19 protein-coding genes are annotated in these 16,325 nt (G+C 68.6%); 15 read left to right on the top strand and 4 right to left on the bottom strand.

The window, feature by feature from the left end; all coding sequences use genetic code 11:
- Positions 1-34 precede the first annotated feature (34 nt).
- Positions 35-511: an SsrA-binding protein SmpB gene (smpB, locus tag OD997_RS06110; protein WP_056312202.1), complete on the top strand. Its 477-nt coding sequence runs from the start codon at positions 35-37 to the stop codon at positions 509-511.
- Here the strand turns inward: smpB and OD997_RS06105 are convergent, their stop codons facing one another.
- Positions 512-2,371 (bottom strand): S9 family peptidase, encoded by a 1,860-nt coding sequence (locus OD997_RS06105; RefSeq protein ID WP_434330814.1) that lies wholly within the window; start codon positions 2,369-2,371, stop codon positions 512-514.
- Between the two features lie 44 nt (positions 2,372-2,415).
- Positions 2,416-3,102 (bottom strand): transcriptional repressor LexA, encoded by a 687-nt coding sequence (gene lexA, locus OD997_RS06100; protein ID WP_120493959.1) that lies wholly within the window; start codon positions 3,100-3,102, stop codon positions 2,416-2,418.
- Positions 3,103-3,384: 282 nt separating this feature from the next.
- On the opposite strand from lexA, the gene OD997_RS06095 reads away from it, so the two are divergent.
- The 4 genes from OD997_RS06095 (at position 3,385) to hisH (ending at position 6,163) form a co-directional block, all read left to right on the top strand.
- Entirely contained in the window at positions 3,385-3,747 is a 363-nt protein-coding gene (locus OD997_RS06095) for a LysM peptidoglycan-binding domain-containing protein (protein WP_431071766.1), read from the top strand.
- A gap of 78 nt (positions 3,748-3,825) precedes the next feature.
- Positions 3,826-4,911 (top strand): histidinol-phosphate transaminase, encoded by a 1,086-nt coding sequence (locus OD997_RS06090; protein ID WP_434330813.1) that lies wholly within the window; start codon positions 3,826-3,828, stop codon positions 4,909-4,911.
- Positions 4,908-5,525: an imidazoleglycerol-phosphate dehydratase HisB gene (gene hisB / locus OD997_RS06085; RefSeq protein ID WP_341954504.1), complete on the top strand. Its 618-nt coding sequence runs from the start codon at positions 4,908-4,910 to the stop codon at positions 5,523-5,525. The genes OD997_RS06090 and hisB overlap by 4 nt, the downstream gene beginning before the upstream one ends.
- The gene (gene hisH, locus OD997_RS06080; RefSeq protein WP_434330812.1) at positions 5,522-6,163 is read left to right on the top strand and encodes an imidazole glycerol phosphate synthase subunit HisH; all 642 of its coding nucleotides are present in this window, start codon (positions 5,522-5,524) and stop codon (positions 6,161-6,163) included. The genes hisB and hisH overlap by 4 nt, the downstream gene beginning before the upstream one ends.
- Positions 6,164-6,190: 27 nt before the next feature.
- Here the strand turns inward: hisH and OD997_RS06075 are convergent, their stop codons facing one another.
- Positions 6,191-8,008, bottom strand: coding sequence for an AAA family ATPase (locus OD997_RS06075; RefSeq protein WP_434330811.1), 1,818 nt, complete (start codon positions 8,006-8,008; stop codon positions 6,191-6,193).
- A gap of 155 nt (positions 8,009-8,163) precedes the next feature.
- On the opposite strand from OD997_RS06075, the gene priA reads away from it, so the two are divergent.
- The 3 genes from priA to OD997_RS06060 are packed head-to-tail and all read left to right on the top strand — an operon-like array spanning position 8,164 to position 10,164.
- Positions 8,164-8,910 (top strand): bifunctional 1-(5-phosphoribosyl)-5-((5-phosphoribosylamino)methylideneamino)imidazole-4-carboxamide isomerase/phosphoribosylanthranilate isomerase PriA, encoded by a 747-nt coding sequence (gene priA / locus OD997_RS06070; RefSeq protein ID WP_434330810.1) that lies wholly within the window; start codon positions 8,164-8,166, stop codon positions 8,908-8,910.
- Positions 8,894-9,718: an SseB family protein gene (locus OD997_RS06065; protein ID WP_434330809.1), complete on the top strand. Its 825-nt coding sequence runs from the start codon at positions 8,894-8,896 to the stop codon at positions 9,716-9,718. Before priA ends, OD997_RS06065 begins: the two co-directional genes overlap by 17 nt.
- Before the next feature lie 38 nt (positions 9,719-9,756).
- Positions 9,757-10,164, top strand: coding sequence for a hypothetical protein (locus tag OD997_RS06060; protein ID WP_434330808.1), 408 nt, complete (start codon positions 9,757-9,759; stop codon positions 10,162-10,164).
- A 95-nt stretch (positions 10,165-10,259) separates the two neighbouring features.
- Here OD997_RS06060 and OD997_RS06055 read toward each other — a convergent pair whose 3' ends face one another.
- Positions 10,260-10,658, bottom strand: a complete 399-nt coding sequence (locus OD997_RS06055; RefSeq protein WP_056513077.1) for a DUF1844 domain-containing protein — start codon at positions 10,656-10,658, stop codon at positions 10,260-10,262.
- A gap of 232 nt (positions 10,659-10,890) precedes the next feature.
- On the opposite strand from OD997_RS06055, the gene infC reads away from it, so the two are divergent.
- The 7 genes from infC to OD997_RS06020 all read left to right on the top strand — a co-directional run bounded on the left by infC (position 10,891) and on the right by OD997_RS06020 (position 16,245).
- Entirely contained in the window at positions 10,891-11,541 is a 651-nt protein-coding gene (gene infC, locus OD997_RS06050) for a translation initiation factor IF-3 (protein ID WP_311245886.1), read from the top strand.
- Between the two features lie 72 nt (positions 11,542-11,613).
- Positions 11,614-11,808: a 50S ribosomal protein L35 gene (rpmI, locus tag OD997_RS06045; RefSeq protein ID WP_017828564.1), complete on the top strand. Its 195-nt coding sequence runs from the start codon at positions 11,614-11,616 to the stop codon at positions 11,806-11,808.
- A 32-nt stretch (positions 11,809-11,840) separates the two neighbouring features.
- A complete protein-coding gene (gene rplT / locus OD997_RS06040) occupies positions 11,841-12,227 on the top strand; it encodes a 50S ribosomal protein L20 (RefSeq protein ID WP_045252681.1) in 387 nt (128 codons plus the stop codon).
- Positions 12,228-12,329: 102 nt separating this feature from the next.
- Positions 12,330-13,142, top strand: coding sequence for a TrmH family RNA methyltransferase (locus OD997_RS06035; protein ID WP_434330807.1), 813 nt, complete (start codon positions 12,330-12,332; stop codon positions 13,140-13,142).
- Between the two features lie 74 nt (positions 13,143-13,216).
- Entirely contained in the window at positions 13,217-13,885 is a 669-nt protein-coding gene (locus OD997_RS06030) for a response regulator transcription factor (protein ID WP_434330806.1), read from the top strand.
- Positions 13,886-13,891: 6 nt separating this feature from the next.
- Positions 13,892-15,268 carry a sensor histidine kinase gene (locus OD997_RS06025; protein ID WP_434330805.1) on the top strand — a complete coding sequence of 459 codons (1,377 nt, stop codon included), beginning with the start codon at positions 13,892-13,894 and terminating at the stop codon, positions 15,266-15,268.
- A gap of 29 nt (positions 15,269-15,297) precedes the next feature.
- Complete coding sequence (locus OD997_RS06020; protein ID WP_434330804.1) at positions 15,298-16,245, top strand: TAXI family TRAP transporter solute-binding subunit; 948 nt, start codon at positions 15,298-15,300, stop codon at positions 16,243-16,245.
- Positions 16,246-16,325 lie beyond the last annotated feature (80 nt).

Here is a 16,325-nt window from a genome sequence, read left to right as displayed (position 1 = left end):
GGAACCACCGCACGACGCGGATCAGGAGAGAATCATGCCCAGGGAACGCGGGGAGAAGGTCATCGCGACCAATCGTCGCGCACGTCACGACTACAACATCGAGAAGTCGTACGAGGCGGGGATGGTGCTCACCGGCACCGAGGTGAAGTCGCTGCGCCAGGGGCGCGCGAACCTGAGCGACGGATACGCGTTCGTGAAGGGGAACGAGGTCTTCCTCGATTCCGTGCACATCCCGGAGTACTCGCAGGGCCACTGGACGAACCACTCCGCCAAGCGCATCCGCAAGCTGCTTCTGCACCGCGAGGAGATCGCGAAGCTGCAGCATGCGGTGTCGGCCGGCGGTTACACCCTGATCCCGCTCAAGCTGTACTTCTCGGACGGGCGTGCCAAGGTCGAGATCGCTCTCGCGAAGGGAAAGCGCGAGTTCGACAAGCGTCAGACCCTGCGCGAACGTCAGGACACGCGCGAGGCCGAGCGGGCGATGCGCCTGCGCAACCGCACCGGAGACTGATCAGCTCGACGGGGTGAATCCGAACGCGCGCCCGAGGAACGCGAGCTCCCGCTCGAGGGCGTCGACGATCGTCTCGGTCGAGCGGAATCCGTGTCCCTCGCCCGGGTACAGCACGTACTCGTGATCGATGCCTCGGGCCCGCAGCGCGTCGCGCACGGCCTCCGACTGTTCGGGCGGCACGACACGGTCGTCCGCGCCCTGCATGAGCAGCACCGGAACGTCGATCCGAGCAGCGTGCGTCAGCGGTGACCGGTCGACGTACAGCGCCTCAGCCTCGGGCAGCGGGCCGACAAGCCCCTCGATGTAGTGCGCTTCGAAGTCGTGGGAGTGCTCGGCCAGCATCCGAAGGTCCGTGACCCCGTATCGGCTGATCCCTGCGGCGAAGATCCCGCCGCGAACGAGGGCGGAGAGCACTGTCCACCCGCCGGCGGAGCCACCACGGATCGCGATGCGGGCAGGGTCCGCGTCGCCGGTCTCGGCGAGACCCCGTGCGGCCGCGATCACGTCGTCGACGTCGACCACGCCCCACGCGCCGTCGAGGCGTTCGCGGTATGCGCGGCCGTATCCGGTCGAACCGCCGTAGTTCACGTCGAGCACACCGATGCCGCGGCTCGTGTAGAAGGAGATCGCGGCGGATGCTGCGCCCGTCACGTGCGCCGTGGGCCCGCCGTGGACGAGCACGACGTAGGGAGGGAGCTCTCCCGCGGGAGCCGAGATCGTGGGATGGGCCGGCGGATAGGCGAAGGCATGCACCGGACCATGCGCGCCGTCGACGAGGATGGCCGATGCCGGTGGCATCCATGCCGGGTCGGTCGGCTTCGCGCCGGTGACCGCGATCACCTCGTCGGAGTCGAGGTCGACGCACCATACGCCGGGGGTCGTGGTCGAGCTGTTCCCCGAGAGCAGGACCCGGGATCCTGAGACGTCGTCGACGCTGACATGGCCGTCGGCGGGGAGGGCGAGTGCACGGGCGCGTCCGTCCGCGTCGAGCACGACCACTTCGTCGCGTCCGTTCGTGCGCACTGCGACGATCCGCCCATCGTCGAGCGGCCGATACCAGCGGTTGCCCAGCACCCACAGTCCGTATCCGGTGTCGGCGTCGACGTCATCGATGCGAACGGCAGGGAGTGCGGCGCCGCTGCTGTCCAGTTGCACGCGATGCAGCGCCCAGCGACCGGCCGGGTCATCTGCGTACAGCAGCTCGTCGTCCCCGGTCCACTCGGGCTGCAGGGCTGCGCGCGTGGCCAGCTCAACGGTGGCGATCCCGTCGGAGACGGCGAGTGTGGCATGCTGCCACGGCGTCTGGCTGCCCGTCCACTGCACCCAGGCGACCCGAGATCCGTCTGGCGACAGCGCCGGATGCGCATAGAAGCCTTCGCCTTCGACGACGGTCGCCACCAGCGACGGATCCTCCGCGGCAGAGCCGTCGACGGGGATCTCGAAGATGCCGCGGCGGTGAGGCCCGCGGGTGAGATCCTCGCGGACGGCGAACAGCCGCCCCTGCTGCAGCCTCAGACCGCCGTGGGCGGCGCCGGCGGGTGTCAATGGCTCGGGCTCGTCCCCGCGGCGCTTCCGGTGCACCCTCTGATCCTTCGCGTCGACGAAGTAGAGCGTGCCCTCGGCATCCGCGGTCCAGGCGCCGCCGCCGTACTCGTGGACGCGGGAGCGGGCGCTCCACGGTGCCGGAAGGATCTCGGCGCCGGTGGAGCTGCGCACGGTGAGTCGCCCGCCCTCGGACGGAACGGACTCACCCCACCAGATCTCGTCGCCGACGAACGCCGAGCCGTCGATCCTCGGGGAGGACGCGGCGACCCCGGACGCCGAGAACGGAGAAGGCCAGGTACCGAATGGCGAAGACATGCTTCGAGCCTAGGCGCGGTGCCTCGTCGCGCGCTCAGAGAGGTTCAGACTGCGCGCAGCACCGCGACGATCTTGCCGAGGATGACCGACTCGTCGCCGAGGATGGGTTCGAATGCCGAGTTGCGCGGCAGCAGCCAGGTGTGGCCGTCGCGGCGGCGGAGCACCTTGACGGTGGCCTCGCCGTCGAGCATCGCCGCGACGATCTCACCGTTCTCCGCGCTGCCCTGCGAGCGGACGACGACCCAGTCGCCGTCGCAGATAGCAGCGTCGATCATCGACTCTCCCGAGACCTTGAGCATGAAGAGGTCGCCCTTGCCTACGAGCTGGCGGGGGAGCGGGAAGATCTCCTCGACCTGCTGGTCTGCGGTGATCGGCACGCCGGCGGCGATCCGCCCGACCAGGGGAACCAGTGCGGCATCGCCCACGGGAGTCGCGACGTCGGCCGGGTTCTCGCCGCTCGTGCCGGGAAGGTCGATCAGGACCTCCATGGCACGCGTCTTGCCGGGATCGCGGCGCAGGTAGCCGCTGAGTTCGAGCTGCCCGAGCTGATGCGTCACGCTCGACAGCGACTTGAGTCCGACCGCGTCGCCGATCTCGCGCATGCTCGGCGGGTAGCCGTACCTGCTGATCGACGTCTGGATGACCTCGAGGATCGCCATCTGCTTGGGGCTCAGGCTCTTCCGGCGACGGGTGCGCGGGACGTCGGCGTCGGTGGCGGAGTTGTCGCTCATGGTGCTCCTCAGGTGTGCGATTCCGGCGTCTCAGTTCGAATGTCGGAGGCCCGTGGTGGGGTGTTCGTATCGAAACCGTATCCGAGAATCGCGCAGATGTGGAAGATCTGTTCGAGCGTGTCTGCCGATTCGCGGGTCACTTTTTCGAAGAACGCTTGACAGATGTTCGAATTCGAAGATAACTTCGGAACGTAGCTTCGCATTCACGGCTCCCGGCCGAGGCGCGGATGCGAACGCTACGCCAACTTCACCGCCCACGCGGTAGATGCAGAGGAGCACGACATGAGCACCATCACCTTCAGCAACGCAGCAGTCCTCCCGGCACGTCCGGCGACGAAGCTCCGCCTGACGGTGCGCGGTCGCCGGGTCGTGCTCGCACTGGCCGCAGTTCCGCTCGCGGCGGGCATCGCGTTCGCCGCGCTGAGCGGCGGCAGTGCGATGGCCTCGGGTGAGCAGGTCGCGACGGCCTCCTTCGCGACCGTGACCGTGATGCCGGGCGACACGCTCTGGTCGATCGCCGAGGGCATCGCGCCGGGGGCGGACCCGCGAGAGGTCATCGGGGACATCACCCGCCTGAACCTGCTTCGGGGCGGCGCTCTCCAGATCGGCCAGGAACTGGCGATCCCGGCGCAGTACTCGGAGTGAGTGATCGGCGGCGTCGGGCCGGCTTCATTCTCTGTCACCGCGCGCATCGGTGAGGTTCACGCCGCCTACCATGGAAGGGTGACTGCATCACTCGCTGACCTCCCCCTTCGCGACGACCTCCGAGGGCTCACGCCGTACGGCGCTCCTCAGGCGCCGCTCCCGATCGCCCTCAACGTCAACGAGAACACGCATCCGGTTCCGGATGCCGTCGCGAGCGACATCCTCGACGACATCGCCGTCGCGCTCCGCGACGTCAACCGCTATCCCGACCGCGAGTTCACGACCCTGCGCGAGGGGTTCGCCGAGTACCTCGGACACGGCCTCGACGCCAGCCAGATCTGGGCGGGCAACGGGTCGAACGAGGTGCTCCAGCACATCCTGCAGGCGTTCGGCGGTCCTGGGCGCACGGCCTTCAGCTTCGCCCCGACCTATTCGATGTACCCGCTGATCTCGCAGGGCACGGGAGCGCGCTGGATCGCGGGCACCCGGCAGCCCGACTACTCGATCACACCCGACGAGGCGGCCGCGCAGGTCGCCGAGGTCGACCCCGACGTCATCCTGCTGTGCTCGCCGAACAATCCGACGGGTACGCCGCTCGGGCTCGATGTCGTCGAGGCCGTCTACGAGGCATCCCGAGGCATCGTCGTCGTCGACGAGGCGTATCAGGAGTTCGCACCGCGCGACGCCGCCTCTGCGCTGACCCTGCTCGACGGGCGCCCGCGCCTCGCGGTGTCCCGCACGATGAGCAAGGCGTTCGCGTTCGCGGGCGCCCGCGTGGGCTACCTCGCCGCCGACCCGGCGTTCATCGACGCCCTGCGTCTCGTGCGGCTGCCCTACCACCTGAGTGCGCTGACCCAGGCCGCGGCTGTCGCCGCGCTCCGCAACTCCGACGTGATGCTGGGCATGGTCGAGGAGATCGTCGACCAGCGTGATCGGATATCGGCGACGCTCGAGGCGCTCGGGTACACCCCGCACGAGTCGTGGTCGAACTTCGTCCTCTTCGGGGGAGTGGCAGAGCCGCAGAAGGTCTGGCAGCAGCTGTACGACCGGGGAGTGCTGATCCGCGACGTCGGGATCCCGGGGCACCTCCGCGTCACCGCCGGCACCGAGGCGGAGACCACCGCGTTCCTCGATGCCCTCGCCTCGATAGGATCGGCTTCATGAGCACCCCCGCCCAGACCCCACGCACCGCCACGCGTGTGCGCAGCACGTCGGAGTCCACCGTCGAGCTCGAGCTGAACCTCGACGGCACCGGTGCGAGCCGCATCGACACGTCTGTGCCGTTCTTCGACCACATGCTGACGGCCTTCGCGAAGCACTCGCTCACCGACCTCACCGTACGCGCATCGGGCGACACGCAGATCGACGCACACCACACCGTCGAAGACATCTCGATCGTGCTCGGTCAGGCGATCCGAGAGGCGCTGGGCGACAAGTCGGGGATCTCCCGCTACGGCGACGCCCTGGTCCCGCTCGACGAGGCGCTGGCGCAGGCCGTCGTCGACATCTCGGGCCGCCCGTATCTCGTGCACACCGGGGAGCCTGCCGGCTTCGAGCACCACCTCATCGGGGGTCACTTCACGGGCTCGCTCGTGCGCCACTCGTTCGAGGCAATCACGTTCAACGCCGGTCTCACTGTGCACGTGCGCGTGCTCGGCGGGCGCGATCCGCACCACATCGCAGAGGCCGAGTACAAGGCCTTCGCGCGTGCGTTCCGCCAGGCGAAGGCGCTCGATCCGCTGGTCGACGGCATTCCGTCGACCAAGGGTGCGCTGTGAGCACAGCTCCTCGGGTCGCCGTCTTCGATTACGAGTCCGGCAACGTCCACTCTGCAGTGAAGGCTCTTGTCGCGGCAGGCGCAGATGCGGTGCTCACGCGCGACCGAAAGGAGGCGCTCGAGGCCGACGGCCTCGTCGTCCCCGGCGTGGGTGCGTTCCAGGCCGTCCGCGACGCGCTGCACGCGCACGGCGGTGACGAGATCATCGATCGGCGACTCGCCGGTGGGCGACCTGTCCTCGGCATCTGCGTCGGCATGCAGGTGCTCTTCACACATGGCGTCGAGCGCGGTCACGACTCGGAGGGTCTCGGCGAATGGCCGGGAGCAGTCACCGAGCTGAATGCTCCTGTGCTGCCGCACATGGGGTGGAACACGGTCGAACCCGGCGCTGACTCGGTGCTCTTCAAGGGGATCGAGAACGAGCGCTTCTACTTCGTGCACTCCTATGCCGCGCAGTCGTGGGAACTCGACGTGATCCCGCCGTTCCCGCAGCCGGTGCTGACGTGGACGACGTATGGCGACCCGTTCCTCGCTGCCGTCGAGAACGGTCCGCTCTCGGCCACGCAGTTCCACCCGGAGAAGTCCGGCGAGGCCGGCATCCAGCTGCTGCGCAACTGGGTCGACAGCCTGCGGCCCTGACTCGACACCCGCCGCGGTCGCTGCGGGTCAGAAGCCGCGCGCCACGGCGGCTGCGGCCGAGAGCCACGCCTGCTGTGTGGGCGCCGCGAGCGCACGCAGGCGCAGGTGTCCGTCGACCATCTCCCGATCGAAGGGGATGTCGACGACTTCGCGCGCCAGCGGGCGGTATCCGGCGACGACCTCCGCGACCTCGGTCGATGAGGCCTTGGGGTCGGCCTGACTGACCACGACGACGGATTCGCGCGCGAGTCGCGCTGAACGCTCGTCGCGGTCCTCGAGCGCTTCGAGAAGCAGCGCTCCGGCCTCGGCGTGGTCGTCACGCGTCGTGGTGGCGACGACGATCTGGTCCGCGAGGTCGATCATGCGCAACCACATCGGATCGGATTCGTCATTGCCCGAATCGATGATGATCAGTCGGTAGAACTTCGCCGCGACCGCATGGATCGAATCCACGTCTGCCGGGCTGAGACGATTCTCGTGTGCCAGCCGGATGGGCTTGGACCGCAGCACGTCGTACTTCTCCTGCGGTTGGTGGTGAACGAAGTGCGCCAGATCTGCCGACTGGCCCTGGGCGCCGAGCAGACGCTGCGTCTGCGGCAGGAGTTCGAGCAGGGTGCGGTCGTGGGCTCCTGTCTCGGTGCGCCATCCGAGCGTGCCCCGGGTCTGGTTGTTGTCCCAGGCGAGCACGCCGGCGCCGCCGTACTGGGCGAACACAGCCGACAGCAGCACCGTGGCGGGAGTCTTGCCCGCTCCGCCCTTGCCGTTGACGACGGCGACGGTGCGCGGGCCCGGCCAATGGCGGCTGACCTCGTGCTCGTCGTCGCGTACGGCGCGCTCGCGGGCATTGGGGCCGAGGGAGAACCCGACGCGATTGAGGAGTCCGCGACCGCCTCGGCGGGCGGGCTCCTCTCGCCGTTCCTCCTGCAGGAAGGAGCGACGTTCGACTCCCTGTTCCCGCTGGCGTCGACGCGACGAGGCCGCTGCTTCCGCCTGCGTCGGTGCGGTGGTGCCGGGTGCGAGCGTGGCGGGCGGGATCGGCGTCGCTGCCGCCGGGGCGGGAGCCGGTGCCTGGACCGGTGACTGTGCCTGGACCGGTGACTGTGCCTGGACCGGTGACTGTGCCTGGACCGGTGACTGTGCCTGCTGGATTGCGGTGGGCCGTGTGTCCGGAGGGCCCGTGACCGGCGCTGACGGGATGCTCGCCGGGGGAGCGGAGAAGCGCGGTGCCGGTGCCGGTGCCGGTGCCGGTGCGGTTGCGGTCGAGGGACGGAGCGGTGCCGTTGCCGGCTGTGCAGACGCTCCCGAGGTCGTCGGCGCGGAGGGTGCGGCTGCGCCGGGCGTCGGCGTAACACCGGAAGGCAGGGAGGGCGGAGCGGACGCGGGCGGGGTCGCCGGAGCTGATGCAGCCGATGCAACTGGAGGTTCTCCGGTAGGCATCGTCCGCACAGGTGCCGGAGGGACAGCAGGAGGAGGCGTCAGAGTAGCGGATCGTCCGGCGTCCGCGGATGCGGGAGTCACCGGTGTCGGCGCGCCGGCCTCAGGGAGGGCGGGGGCTGCGGCGGCGGCTGCGGCTGCCGCAGCGCGAGTCCCTGGCGCAGGGGTGTTCGACGGCGCACTCGCTGCAGGGGGCCGCTGGGGCGCCGGAGCCGACCAGTCGACGGCGACGTTCGCGGCGGGGGCGTTCGCGGTGCGTGCCGCCGGGCCCGATGGCTGTGGACCGTTCGCCCGCTGCGCGGCATCCTCATGCGCGCCCGGTGCGGGTTCGACGCCATCCGGAACCTCGGGAGGCACCGGATTGCCCCGACGAAGGGGTCCGCTTCCCCGCGCTTCCGCATCGCGCACCATGGAACATCTCCTCACCGACCGAACAGGGGCGTCTTCGAGGCTACCGCGTGGTGTCCGTCGTTCTCTGCCGTCATCATTTTGGAGCGGGCGGATGCGCGGGCTAGTGTCGACTCTCGTGCCGACGAATCGGCCCTCCCATCTCACCTGAGGACGTCATGAACGACTTCGCGCAGTCCCCTTCGCTCACTCTGCTCCCCGCTGTCGATGTCGCGGGTGGCAAGGCCGTCCGCCTCACGCAGGGCGAGGCCGGCACCGAGACCAGCTACGGAGACCCGTTGGACGCGGCAGGGGAGTGGGTCGCGCAGGGCGCGAAGTGGATCCACCTCGTCGACCTCGATGCGGCATTCGGTCGCGGGAGCAACGCCCCGATCCTCCGCAAGGTCATCAAGCAGTTCAAGAACGTCAACATCGAGCTGTCGGGCGGCATCCGCGACGACGCCACGCTCGAGGCCGCTCTCGAGAGCGGTGCGACACGCATCAACCTCGGCACTGCCGCGCTCGAGAACCCCGAGTGGGCGGCCGACGTGATCGGTCGCTTCGGCGAGGCGATCGCCGTGGGCCTCGACGTCCGCGGCACCACGCTCGCCGCTCGCGGCTGGACCAAGGAGGGCGGCGACCTCTGGGAGGTCCTCGAGCGTCTCGAGGATGCCGGGTGCAGCCGTTACGTCGTCACCGATGTCACCAAGGACGGCACGCTCAAGGGCCCGAACCTCGAACTCCTCCGCGAGATGACCTCGCGCACCCCGAAGCCCGTCGTGGCATCGGGCGGCATCGCGAACCTCGATGACATCGCCGCGTTGCGCGAGCTGGTTCCGCTGGGTGTCGAGGGCGCGATCGTCGGCAAGGCACTCTACGCCGGCGCGTTCACGCTGGCTGAGGCTCTGGATGTCGCAGGGGACTGACGACGCCTGCGGCCACGGCCCCGAGGGCCATGGCGCGCACGACCATGCCGCAGGCAATCGGGGTGACTCCGCCGGTGTGCCCTGGGAGGGGCGCAGCTTCGAGTCGAACCCGCATGCGGGGGACGACGGTTCCGCCGACCCCGCTCTTCTCGACGCTCTGCTGCGCTTCCGGGCAGGCTCCGGTGCCCAGACCGAGGTGGTCGACGCGTTCCGCACCGCTCGGGTCCTGATCCCGCTGATCGCCGAGAAAGGTGAAGAGGGGGTGGCACCCAGCGGGCTCGCGGTCGACAAGACGCAGGAGCTCTCGATCGTCACGGTGGCCGCGCCTGACGGCCGGCGAGTGCAACCCGTGTTCTCCTCCGTCCAGGCGATGCAGCGATGGGATGCGACGGCGCGGCCCATCCCGGTCGAGGCCACGCGCGTGGCACTGTCGGCGTCCGCGGAGGACACCGACCTGATCGTGCTCGATCCGACTTCCGAGACGGAGTTCGTGTTCCGCCGTCCTGCCGTGTGGGCGATCGCTCAGGGACACCGCTGGGAGCCGAGCTTCCTGTCTCCCGAGGTCTTCGGCGCGCTGCAGGCGAGCGTCGCCCACGAGCTCGCGGTCATCGACGTGGCGGTCGCCGCCGGGGATCCGGATGCGCGGCTGCGGGGACCCGAGCTGATCGTCGTCCTCGAACTCGTCGACGGGCTCGAGCGTGAGGTTCTCGACGCGGTGCTCGCTCGGCTGGCCCAGCGCTGGGCGGCTGATGACCGCATCGCCGTCCTCGCCGACTCGCTCACCGTGAAGCTGCGCCGCTCGCTCTGAGCAGCTGCGGCGCCTGACCTCTTCGTTAGGGTGGCGGCATGCGCAGAGCAGCCATGGCCATCGCGACCGCCACAGCAGTGTTCCTGCTCGCCCTCACCGGTTGCGCGACCGCCTGCCCGGCCATCGGCTGGATCAACGCGCTGACGGTCGACACGAGTGCGATCGACGGCGTCGCCGAGTTGCAGTTCTGCGTCGACGACGAGTGCTCGCCGCGCGCAGGTGAGACTCCACCGACGGGTTCGGTGTCGACGATGTTCTGGGCGGATCAGGACGGCGCCGAATGGACGCTGAATCTCGACATGCGCGCACCCGAGACGGTGACGATCCGGCTCTTCGGTGCCGACGGAGCGCTTCTGCACGAGTCCGAGCACGCCATCGACTGGACAGCACCGACCGGTCAGTGCGGCGGCGCTTCCACCGCCCCGCCGCTCATCCTGGAGCCCTGACTGGTCCCGTCTCGCTCCGCTTGCTCGACGGTCGGGGAGTCCTCGATCCGACGGACGATCCCGGCGCCCGGACCATGAGATCCGAGCAACAGTGCCTAGTTGACCGGCCCCGTCCACTTCTCGCCAGGCCCCTTGCCGATCGGGTCGGGGATCGTGGACGCCTCGCGGAACGCGAGCTGCAGGGAGCGCAGGCCGTCGCGGAGAGAGCGGGCGTGCATGTCGCTGATCTCGGGCGCTCCGGCGGTGATGAGACCTGCCAGGGCGTTGATGAGCTTGCGCGCCTCGTCGAGGTCGAGCTGCGCCGCGGCATCCGGGTCGTCGGCGAGGCCGAGTTTGACGGCCGCAGCGCTCATGAGGTGCACCGCGGCGGTCGTGATGACCTCCACGGCCGGCACGTCGGCGATGTCCCGTGTGGCGGAGGACGCCGCCTCCTCTTGCCGTGCCCAGCGCTCTTCGCGCTCGCGTGCAGCCTCGTCCGATGCCTGGTTCGTCACTTCGCCTTGCCTTCTGTTAGACTTTGTCGGGCTCCGGAGCGTAATGCTCCGGCACGAAAGAGGATTCACTTCCCACCCGCGCTTGCCGTTCCAGGCTACCGGGTCTTGCACTCCACCGGATCGCGTCGTCAGATGCATCCGGCAGGCAGGGTGCAGAGCCGGCGTCTGAATGCCGGTGGGTGGGGGACGATTCTGATTTCGCCCGGGATGCTGACTGCATCCTGGTGGCCGAATCCACTCGTCTAAGGAGTTACGCATCAGCGATCCCCGCACCAATGAGCGCATCCGCGTCCCCGAGGTCCGCCTCGTCGGCCCCGCGGGTGAGCAGATCGGCGTCGTCCGCATCGAGGCGGCGCTGCGCCTCGCGCAGGAAGCCGACCTCGACCTCGTCGAGGTCGCACCCAACTCGAAGCCGCCCGTGGTCAAGATCATGGACTACGGCAAGTTCAAGTACGAAGCTGCCCAGAAGGAGAAGGAAGCTCGCCGCAACCAGGCGAACACCATTCTCAAGGAGGTCCGTTTCCGCCTGAAGATCGAGGCGCACGACTACACGACCAAGCTCAAGCGCGCCGAGGGCTTCCTCAAGGCGGGCGACAAGGTGAAGGCCATGATCCTCTTCCGCGGTCGCGAGCAGTCGCGTCCCGAGCAGGGTGTCCGTCTTCTTCGCAAGTTCGCAGAGGATGTCGCCGAGCTCGGAACCGTCGAGTCGAACCCGACCATCGACGGCCGCAACATGGTCATGATCGTGGCTCCGCTGAAGAGCAAGTCCGAGGCCAAGCAGGAGCAGAACGCGGTTCGCGACGCACAGCGCGCGGCGAACAAGCAGGCTGCTCGTGAGGCCAAGAGCGACGCAGACGCACCGGCCGAGGCCGCAGCGGAGTAACTCCGCCCCCCAGACTCCCGCACCGCGGGTTGACACCGTCGCCTGAGAAGGCGCCATACGAAGGAAGAGAAGATGCCGAAGCAGAAGACCCACTCGGGTGCTAAGAAGCGCTTCAAGATCACCGGCAGCGGCAAGCTGAAGAAGCAGCAGGCCGGAATGCGCCACAACCTCGAGCACAAGTCGAGCCGTCGCACCCGCCGCCTCAACCAGGACCAGGTGCTGTCGAAGGCTGACACCAAGGTCGCGAAGAAGCTTCTCGGTCGCTGACGCGCCCGAACGCACGATAGGAACACAGGAAAATGGCAAGAGTCAAGCGGGCGGTAAACGCCCACAAGAAGCGTCGCGTCATCCTCGAGCGCGCGTCCGGCTACCGCGGTCAGCGTTCGCGCCTCTACCGCAAGGCCAAAGAGCAGGTCATCCACTCGCTCGTCTACTCGTACCGTGACCGTCGCAAGCGCAAGGGCGACTTCCGCCGTCTCTGGATCCAGCGCATCAACGCCGCTGCACGCCAGAACGGCATCACGTACAACCGCTTCATCCAGGGCCTCGGCCTCGCGGGTGTCACCGTCGACCGTCGTATGCTCGCTGACCTCGCGGTCAACGACGCCGCGACCTTCACGACGCTGGTCGAGACGGCCAAGAAGGCTCTGCCCTCTGACGTCAACGCCCCGAAGTCGGCCGCGTAAGCAGCTCTTCACCACAGAGGACGCTCTCCTTCGGGAGGGCGTCCTCTGTCGTTTCCCCGGTGTTTGCGCAGCAAGGCGCCCGCGGTTCTCTAGACTGTGAACGTGCTGGAGAACCCCCGTTCGCCCCGAGTCCGAGCCGTCGCGAAGCTGACCAAGCGCAGCGCGCGCAGCGAGACGGGTCTGTACCTTCTCGAAGGTCCTCAGGCCGTCCGCGAGGCGCTGACCTACAGCCCCGAGGCCATCGTCGAGCTCTTCTCGACCCCGACCGGGTGGGAGAAGCATCCCGACATCCGCTCGAAGGCGGCGGATGCCGACGTCGAGGTCGAGTACGTCACGGAGTACGTGCTGAATGCGATGGCCGACACCGTCACGCCACAGGGACTCGTCGCGGTCGTGCGTCAGACGCCGACCTCGGTGCGTGACGTCTTCGCTGCGTCCCCCCGCCTCGTCGCGATCTGCGAGGAGATCCGCGATCCGGGCAATCTCGGCACGATCATCAGGGCGGCCGACGCCGCAGGCGCCGATGCGGTGATCCTCACCGGACGGACGGTCGATCCGTACAACCCGAAGGTGGTGAGGGCCACCACGGGCTCGCTGTTCCACCTGCCCGTGTCGGTGGGCGCCGAACTCGACGACGTCGTGAAGAAGGCGCATGCCGCGGGGCTGCGGGTGCTTGCCGCTGACGTGAAGGGCGACGATCTGCTGCGCGCGCGTGCAGACGGAATCCTGGCGGAGCCGACCGCGTGGCTGTTCGGCAACGAGGCGCGAGGCCTCGAGGATGAAGCGCTGGCGCAGGCGGATCAGGTGCTCAAGCTTCCGATCTTCGGTCGAGCCGAGTCGCTGAACCTCGCGACAGCGGCGAGTGTGTGCCTGTACGAGAGCGCGTTCGCCCAGCGGGCGGAATCCCTCTCCTGATCGCCTCATCCGAGGTGAGCCTGCACGACTGATAGGTTTGTCCCTGCTCGAGCGGAGAAGGGGACCCGGAGTCGATGCGGATTCTGATCGTGGAGGACGACGAGCGCGTCGCCGCTGCACTCGAGGCCTTCCTCGCGCGATCGGGGTATGCCACGGTGAGGGCTGCCGACGGCGCATCCGCATTGGAGATGCTGGGCGCTGACACCGAGGTCGTGCTTCTCGATCTGGGGCTGCCCGACGTCGACGGCATCGACCTGTGTCGCCGTATCCGTGGCCGCTCGGAGGTCCCGATCGTCATCGTCACCGCACGGAACCAGGTCACGGAGCGCATCAGAGGTCTGCGCGCCGGGGCCGACGACTTCGTGGTCAAGCCCTACGACGTCCATGAGCTCCTCGCCCGGATCGAGGCGGTCACACGCCGGTCGCGGCCGGTGCGCCCGGAATCGGAGGCGCGGGTGCTGCTGCAGGACGGAGAGGTCGAGATCGACCTCATCGCCCGCCAGGTGATCATCGACCGGGAGGCCATCGAGCTCACCCGCAAGGAGTTCGACATCGTCGCTGTCCTCGCCAGGTATCCAGGTGTCGCCGTGCCGAAGGAGCGCCTCATCCGCGAGGTGTGGAACACCGACTGGCGGGGCTTCGGACACTCGCTCGAGGTGCACGTCGGTGCGATCCGGCGCAAGGCCGGCCAGCGCAGCCTCATCGAGACCGTGCGTGGCGTCGGCTACCGGCTGGCGGGGTAGCGGCGGATGCGCAGACGTCTGATCGTCGTGTTCCTTGTTCCGCTGGTCGCGATCCTGCTCTCGCTCGGCGGTGCCGCGGCCTGGAGTGCCACGCGCAGCATCCAGCAGGCGTTCTACACCGAGCAGCTCGGGGACGTCGGGTACTTCGTGACCAGCGCCCGCCAGGCGCTGCGCTCGGGGAGCGCCACGGTGATCGACGCCGAGGTCCGGCGTTTCGAGCAGGTCTACGGCATCGACGTGGTCGTGTTCGATCTGACGGGAAGCGTCTGGGCTGCGGGGAACAGGAACGCCGAGGTGCTCGCCGAAGACGAAGCGGCTCTGGTCCGGCTCGCTCTCTCCGGACGCCGGGCGGATGCTCCCGAGCCCGTCTTCCCCTGGGGCACGGCGGAGTCCTCGATCGTCGAACCGGTCTTCGACGACGGCGACGTCATCGGAGCGGTGATGGTGTCGGCGGATGTCGAGGCGCCGCGCACCGAGATCGTCCAGCAGATCCTCGTGCTCGCGATCGTGTCGATCGTGTCGATCGGGCTCGGAGTCCTTCTCGTCTTCCAGCTCGCCCGGTGGGTGCTGTCTCCCGTCCGTCGTCTCGACGAAGCCATGATCGCGATCGAGCGCGGAGAGATGGATGCCAGAGTCGCGGAGGACACAGGGCCGCCGGAGCTGCGCAGGATGACCCGGGTCTTCAACGGTATGGCGGACGAGATCGAGAGGGTCATGACGCGACAGCAGGAGTTCGCGCTCAATGCCTCGCACGAGCTGCGGAACCCGCTCAACGCTCTGCTTCTGCGCGTCGAGCACCTCTCGACCGGTCTCGACCCCGGCTGGGACGACGACGTCGAGGAGACCAGGGAGGAGGGGAGGCGCATGGCGCGGATCCTCGAGACCCTGTTGGGACTCGCCAGGGGTGGGCGAGCGGACACCACGATCTCCGCCGTCGATCTCTCGACTCTCGCGACGAGGCGCGCCGAGGCGTGGCGCGAGGTGGCCTCCCAGCGGCAGATCCGCACCCGCGCGACCGGAGGCGATCCGGTGATGAGCGTCACCGACCGCACGATCGTCGAGAGCGCACTCGATGCGGTGATCGACAATGCGGTGAAGTTCTCGCCGTCGGGCGCGGTGGTCGAGATCTGTGCGCACCGTGACGGCGACCTGTGCCGGCTCACGGTGCGCGATCACGGACCAGGGCTCACTCCCGAGCAGGCGGCGAACGCGGCTGACCGATTCTGGCGCAGCGATGACAGCGGTGATACGCCGGGCTCGGGCCTGGGGCTCGCCATCGCCACCGACCTGCTCGGATCGATCGGCGGCGAGCTGCGGGTCGAGTCGCCCGACAGCGGTGGTCTGCTGGTCACGCTGCTGCTTCCGGACGGAGCCGCCGAATGAGTCGGCGGGGGAGCGCCGATCGGAATCCGGTGCGGATCGCAGCGATCATCGCCGTGCTGGCGGTCGTCGGTGTGTCGAGCGGGTGCAGCCCACGAGCGAGCGAATGGGACGGCTCCCGGTACGAGATCGCGAGCGGAGGATCCGACGGGGTCTACTTCGCGTACGGATCCGAGCTCGCCGATGAGCTGTCGGCATGGCTCGACGTCGACATCGTCGCGGAGGAGTCCGCGGGCTCGGTCGACAACCTCCTGCGGGTGAGCTCGGGAGAGGCGCTTCTCGGCTTCGCTCAGGGCGATGCGGCCGCGGATGCCGTCGCAGGCGCCGGAGCCTTCGACGATCCGCTGCCGGTACGCGCCGTCGCCCGGCTCTATGACGAATACCTGCACGTGGTCGTGCGTGCGGACTCGGAGATCGACGACCTCACCGATCTCGCGGGCACGACGGTGTCACTCGGCGCGGAGAACTCCGGCGTGCACGTCATCGCCGCGCGAGCACTGGATGCGGCGGACGTCGACATCACGTCGATCAGCGACCCGGAGCTCGGCCTGCGCGAATCGATCGGCGCGCTCGAGCGATCCGAGATCGACGGCTTCTTCTGGGTCGGAGGCATCCCCACACCGGGCATCGCGGAACTCGCGGTGACGACCCCGGTGCGACTGGTGCCGATCGATCAGAGCTGGGTGAACGCGATCAACGCGCGCTACTCCGACGCGTATCGTCCCTCGGACTTCCCCGTCGGGCTCTACGGGCTCGACGAATCGCAGCCCACGATGGCGGTCCCGAACTACCTCGTCACCGCATCGGACACATCCGACGCCGTCGTGCGAGATGTCCTCACCGGCCTGTTCGACGCCAGAACCCGGATCGCCCAGGACGTGCCCGTGGCCGCTCTGCTCGATCGCAGACAGGCCATCTTCACGGGGCCGGTCGAGCTGCACCCCGGCGCGATCGAGTACTACCGGGGCGAGCGGGACTGAGCCCTCAAGAAATCCTCAAGAAGTCCGCCGGCCCGCGTCCCACTCTGCCAATCTGGTCATCGATCGCGCTCGATTCGACG

Origin of the sequence: Microbacterium sp. CGR1 (genome assembly GCF_051062835.1) — a bacterium.
Lineage (GTDB): Bacteria > Actinomycetota > Actinomycetes > Actinomycetales > Microbacteriaceae > Microbacterium.
This window is presented reverse-complemented; position numbering and strand designations above follow the sequence as displayed.

Bases quoted from the DNA above. Each gene is read 5' to 3' on its own strand.
- smpB (WP_056312202.1), top strand. From the start codon at position 35: ATGCCCAGGGAACGCGGGGAGAAGGTCATCGCGACCAATCGTCGCGCA.
- OD997_RS06105 (WP_434330814.1), bottom strand. From the start codon at position 2,371: ATGTCTTCGCCATTCGGTACCTGGCCTTCTCCGTTCTCGGCGTCCGGG.
- lexA (WP_120493959.1), bottom strand. From the start codon at position 3,102: ATGAGCGACAACTCCGCCACCGACGCCGACGTCCCGCGCACCCGTCGC.
- OD997_RS06095 (WP_431071766.1), top strand. From the start codon at position 3,385: ATGAGCACCATCACCTTCAGCAACGCAGCAGTCCTCCCGGCACGTCCG.
- hisB (WP_341954504.1), top strand. From the start codon at position 4,908: ATGAGCACCCCCGCCCAGACCCCACGCACCGCCACGCGTGTGCGCAGC.
- OD997_RS06075 (WP_434330811.1), bottom strand. From the start codon at position 8,008: ATGGTGCGCGATGCGGAAGCGCGGGGAAGCGGACCCCTTCGTCGGGGC.
- priA (WP_434330810.1), top strand. From the start codon at position 8,164: ATGAACGACTTCGCGCAGTCCCCTTCGCTCACTCTGCTCCCCGCTGTC.
- OD997_RS06065 (WP_434330809.1), top strand. From the start codon at position 8,894: ATGTCGCAGGGGACTGACGACGCCTGCGGCCACGGCCCCGAGGGCCAT.
- OD997_RS06060 (WP_434330808.1), top strand. From the start codon at position 9,757: ATGCGCAGAGCAGCCATGGCCATCGCGACCGCCACAGCAGTGTTCCTG.
- rpmI (WP_017828564.1), top strand. From the start codon at position 11,614: ATGCCGAAGCAGAAGACCCACTCGGGTGCTAAGAAGCGCTTCAAGATC.
- rplT (WP_045252681.1), top strand. From the start codon at position 11,841: ATGGCAAGAGTCAAGCGGGCGGTAAACGCCCACAAGAAGCGTCGCGTC.
- OD997_RS06030 (WP_434330806.1), top strand. From the start codon at position 13,217: ATGCGGATTCTGATCGTGGAGGACGACGAGCGCGTCGCCGCTGCACTC.
- OD997_RS06025 (WP_434330805.1), top strand. From the start codon at position 13,892: ATGCGCAGACGTCTGATCGTCGTGTTCCTTGTTCCGCTGGTCGCGATC.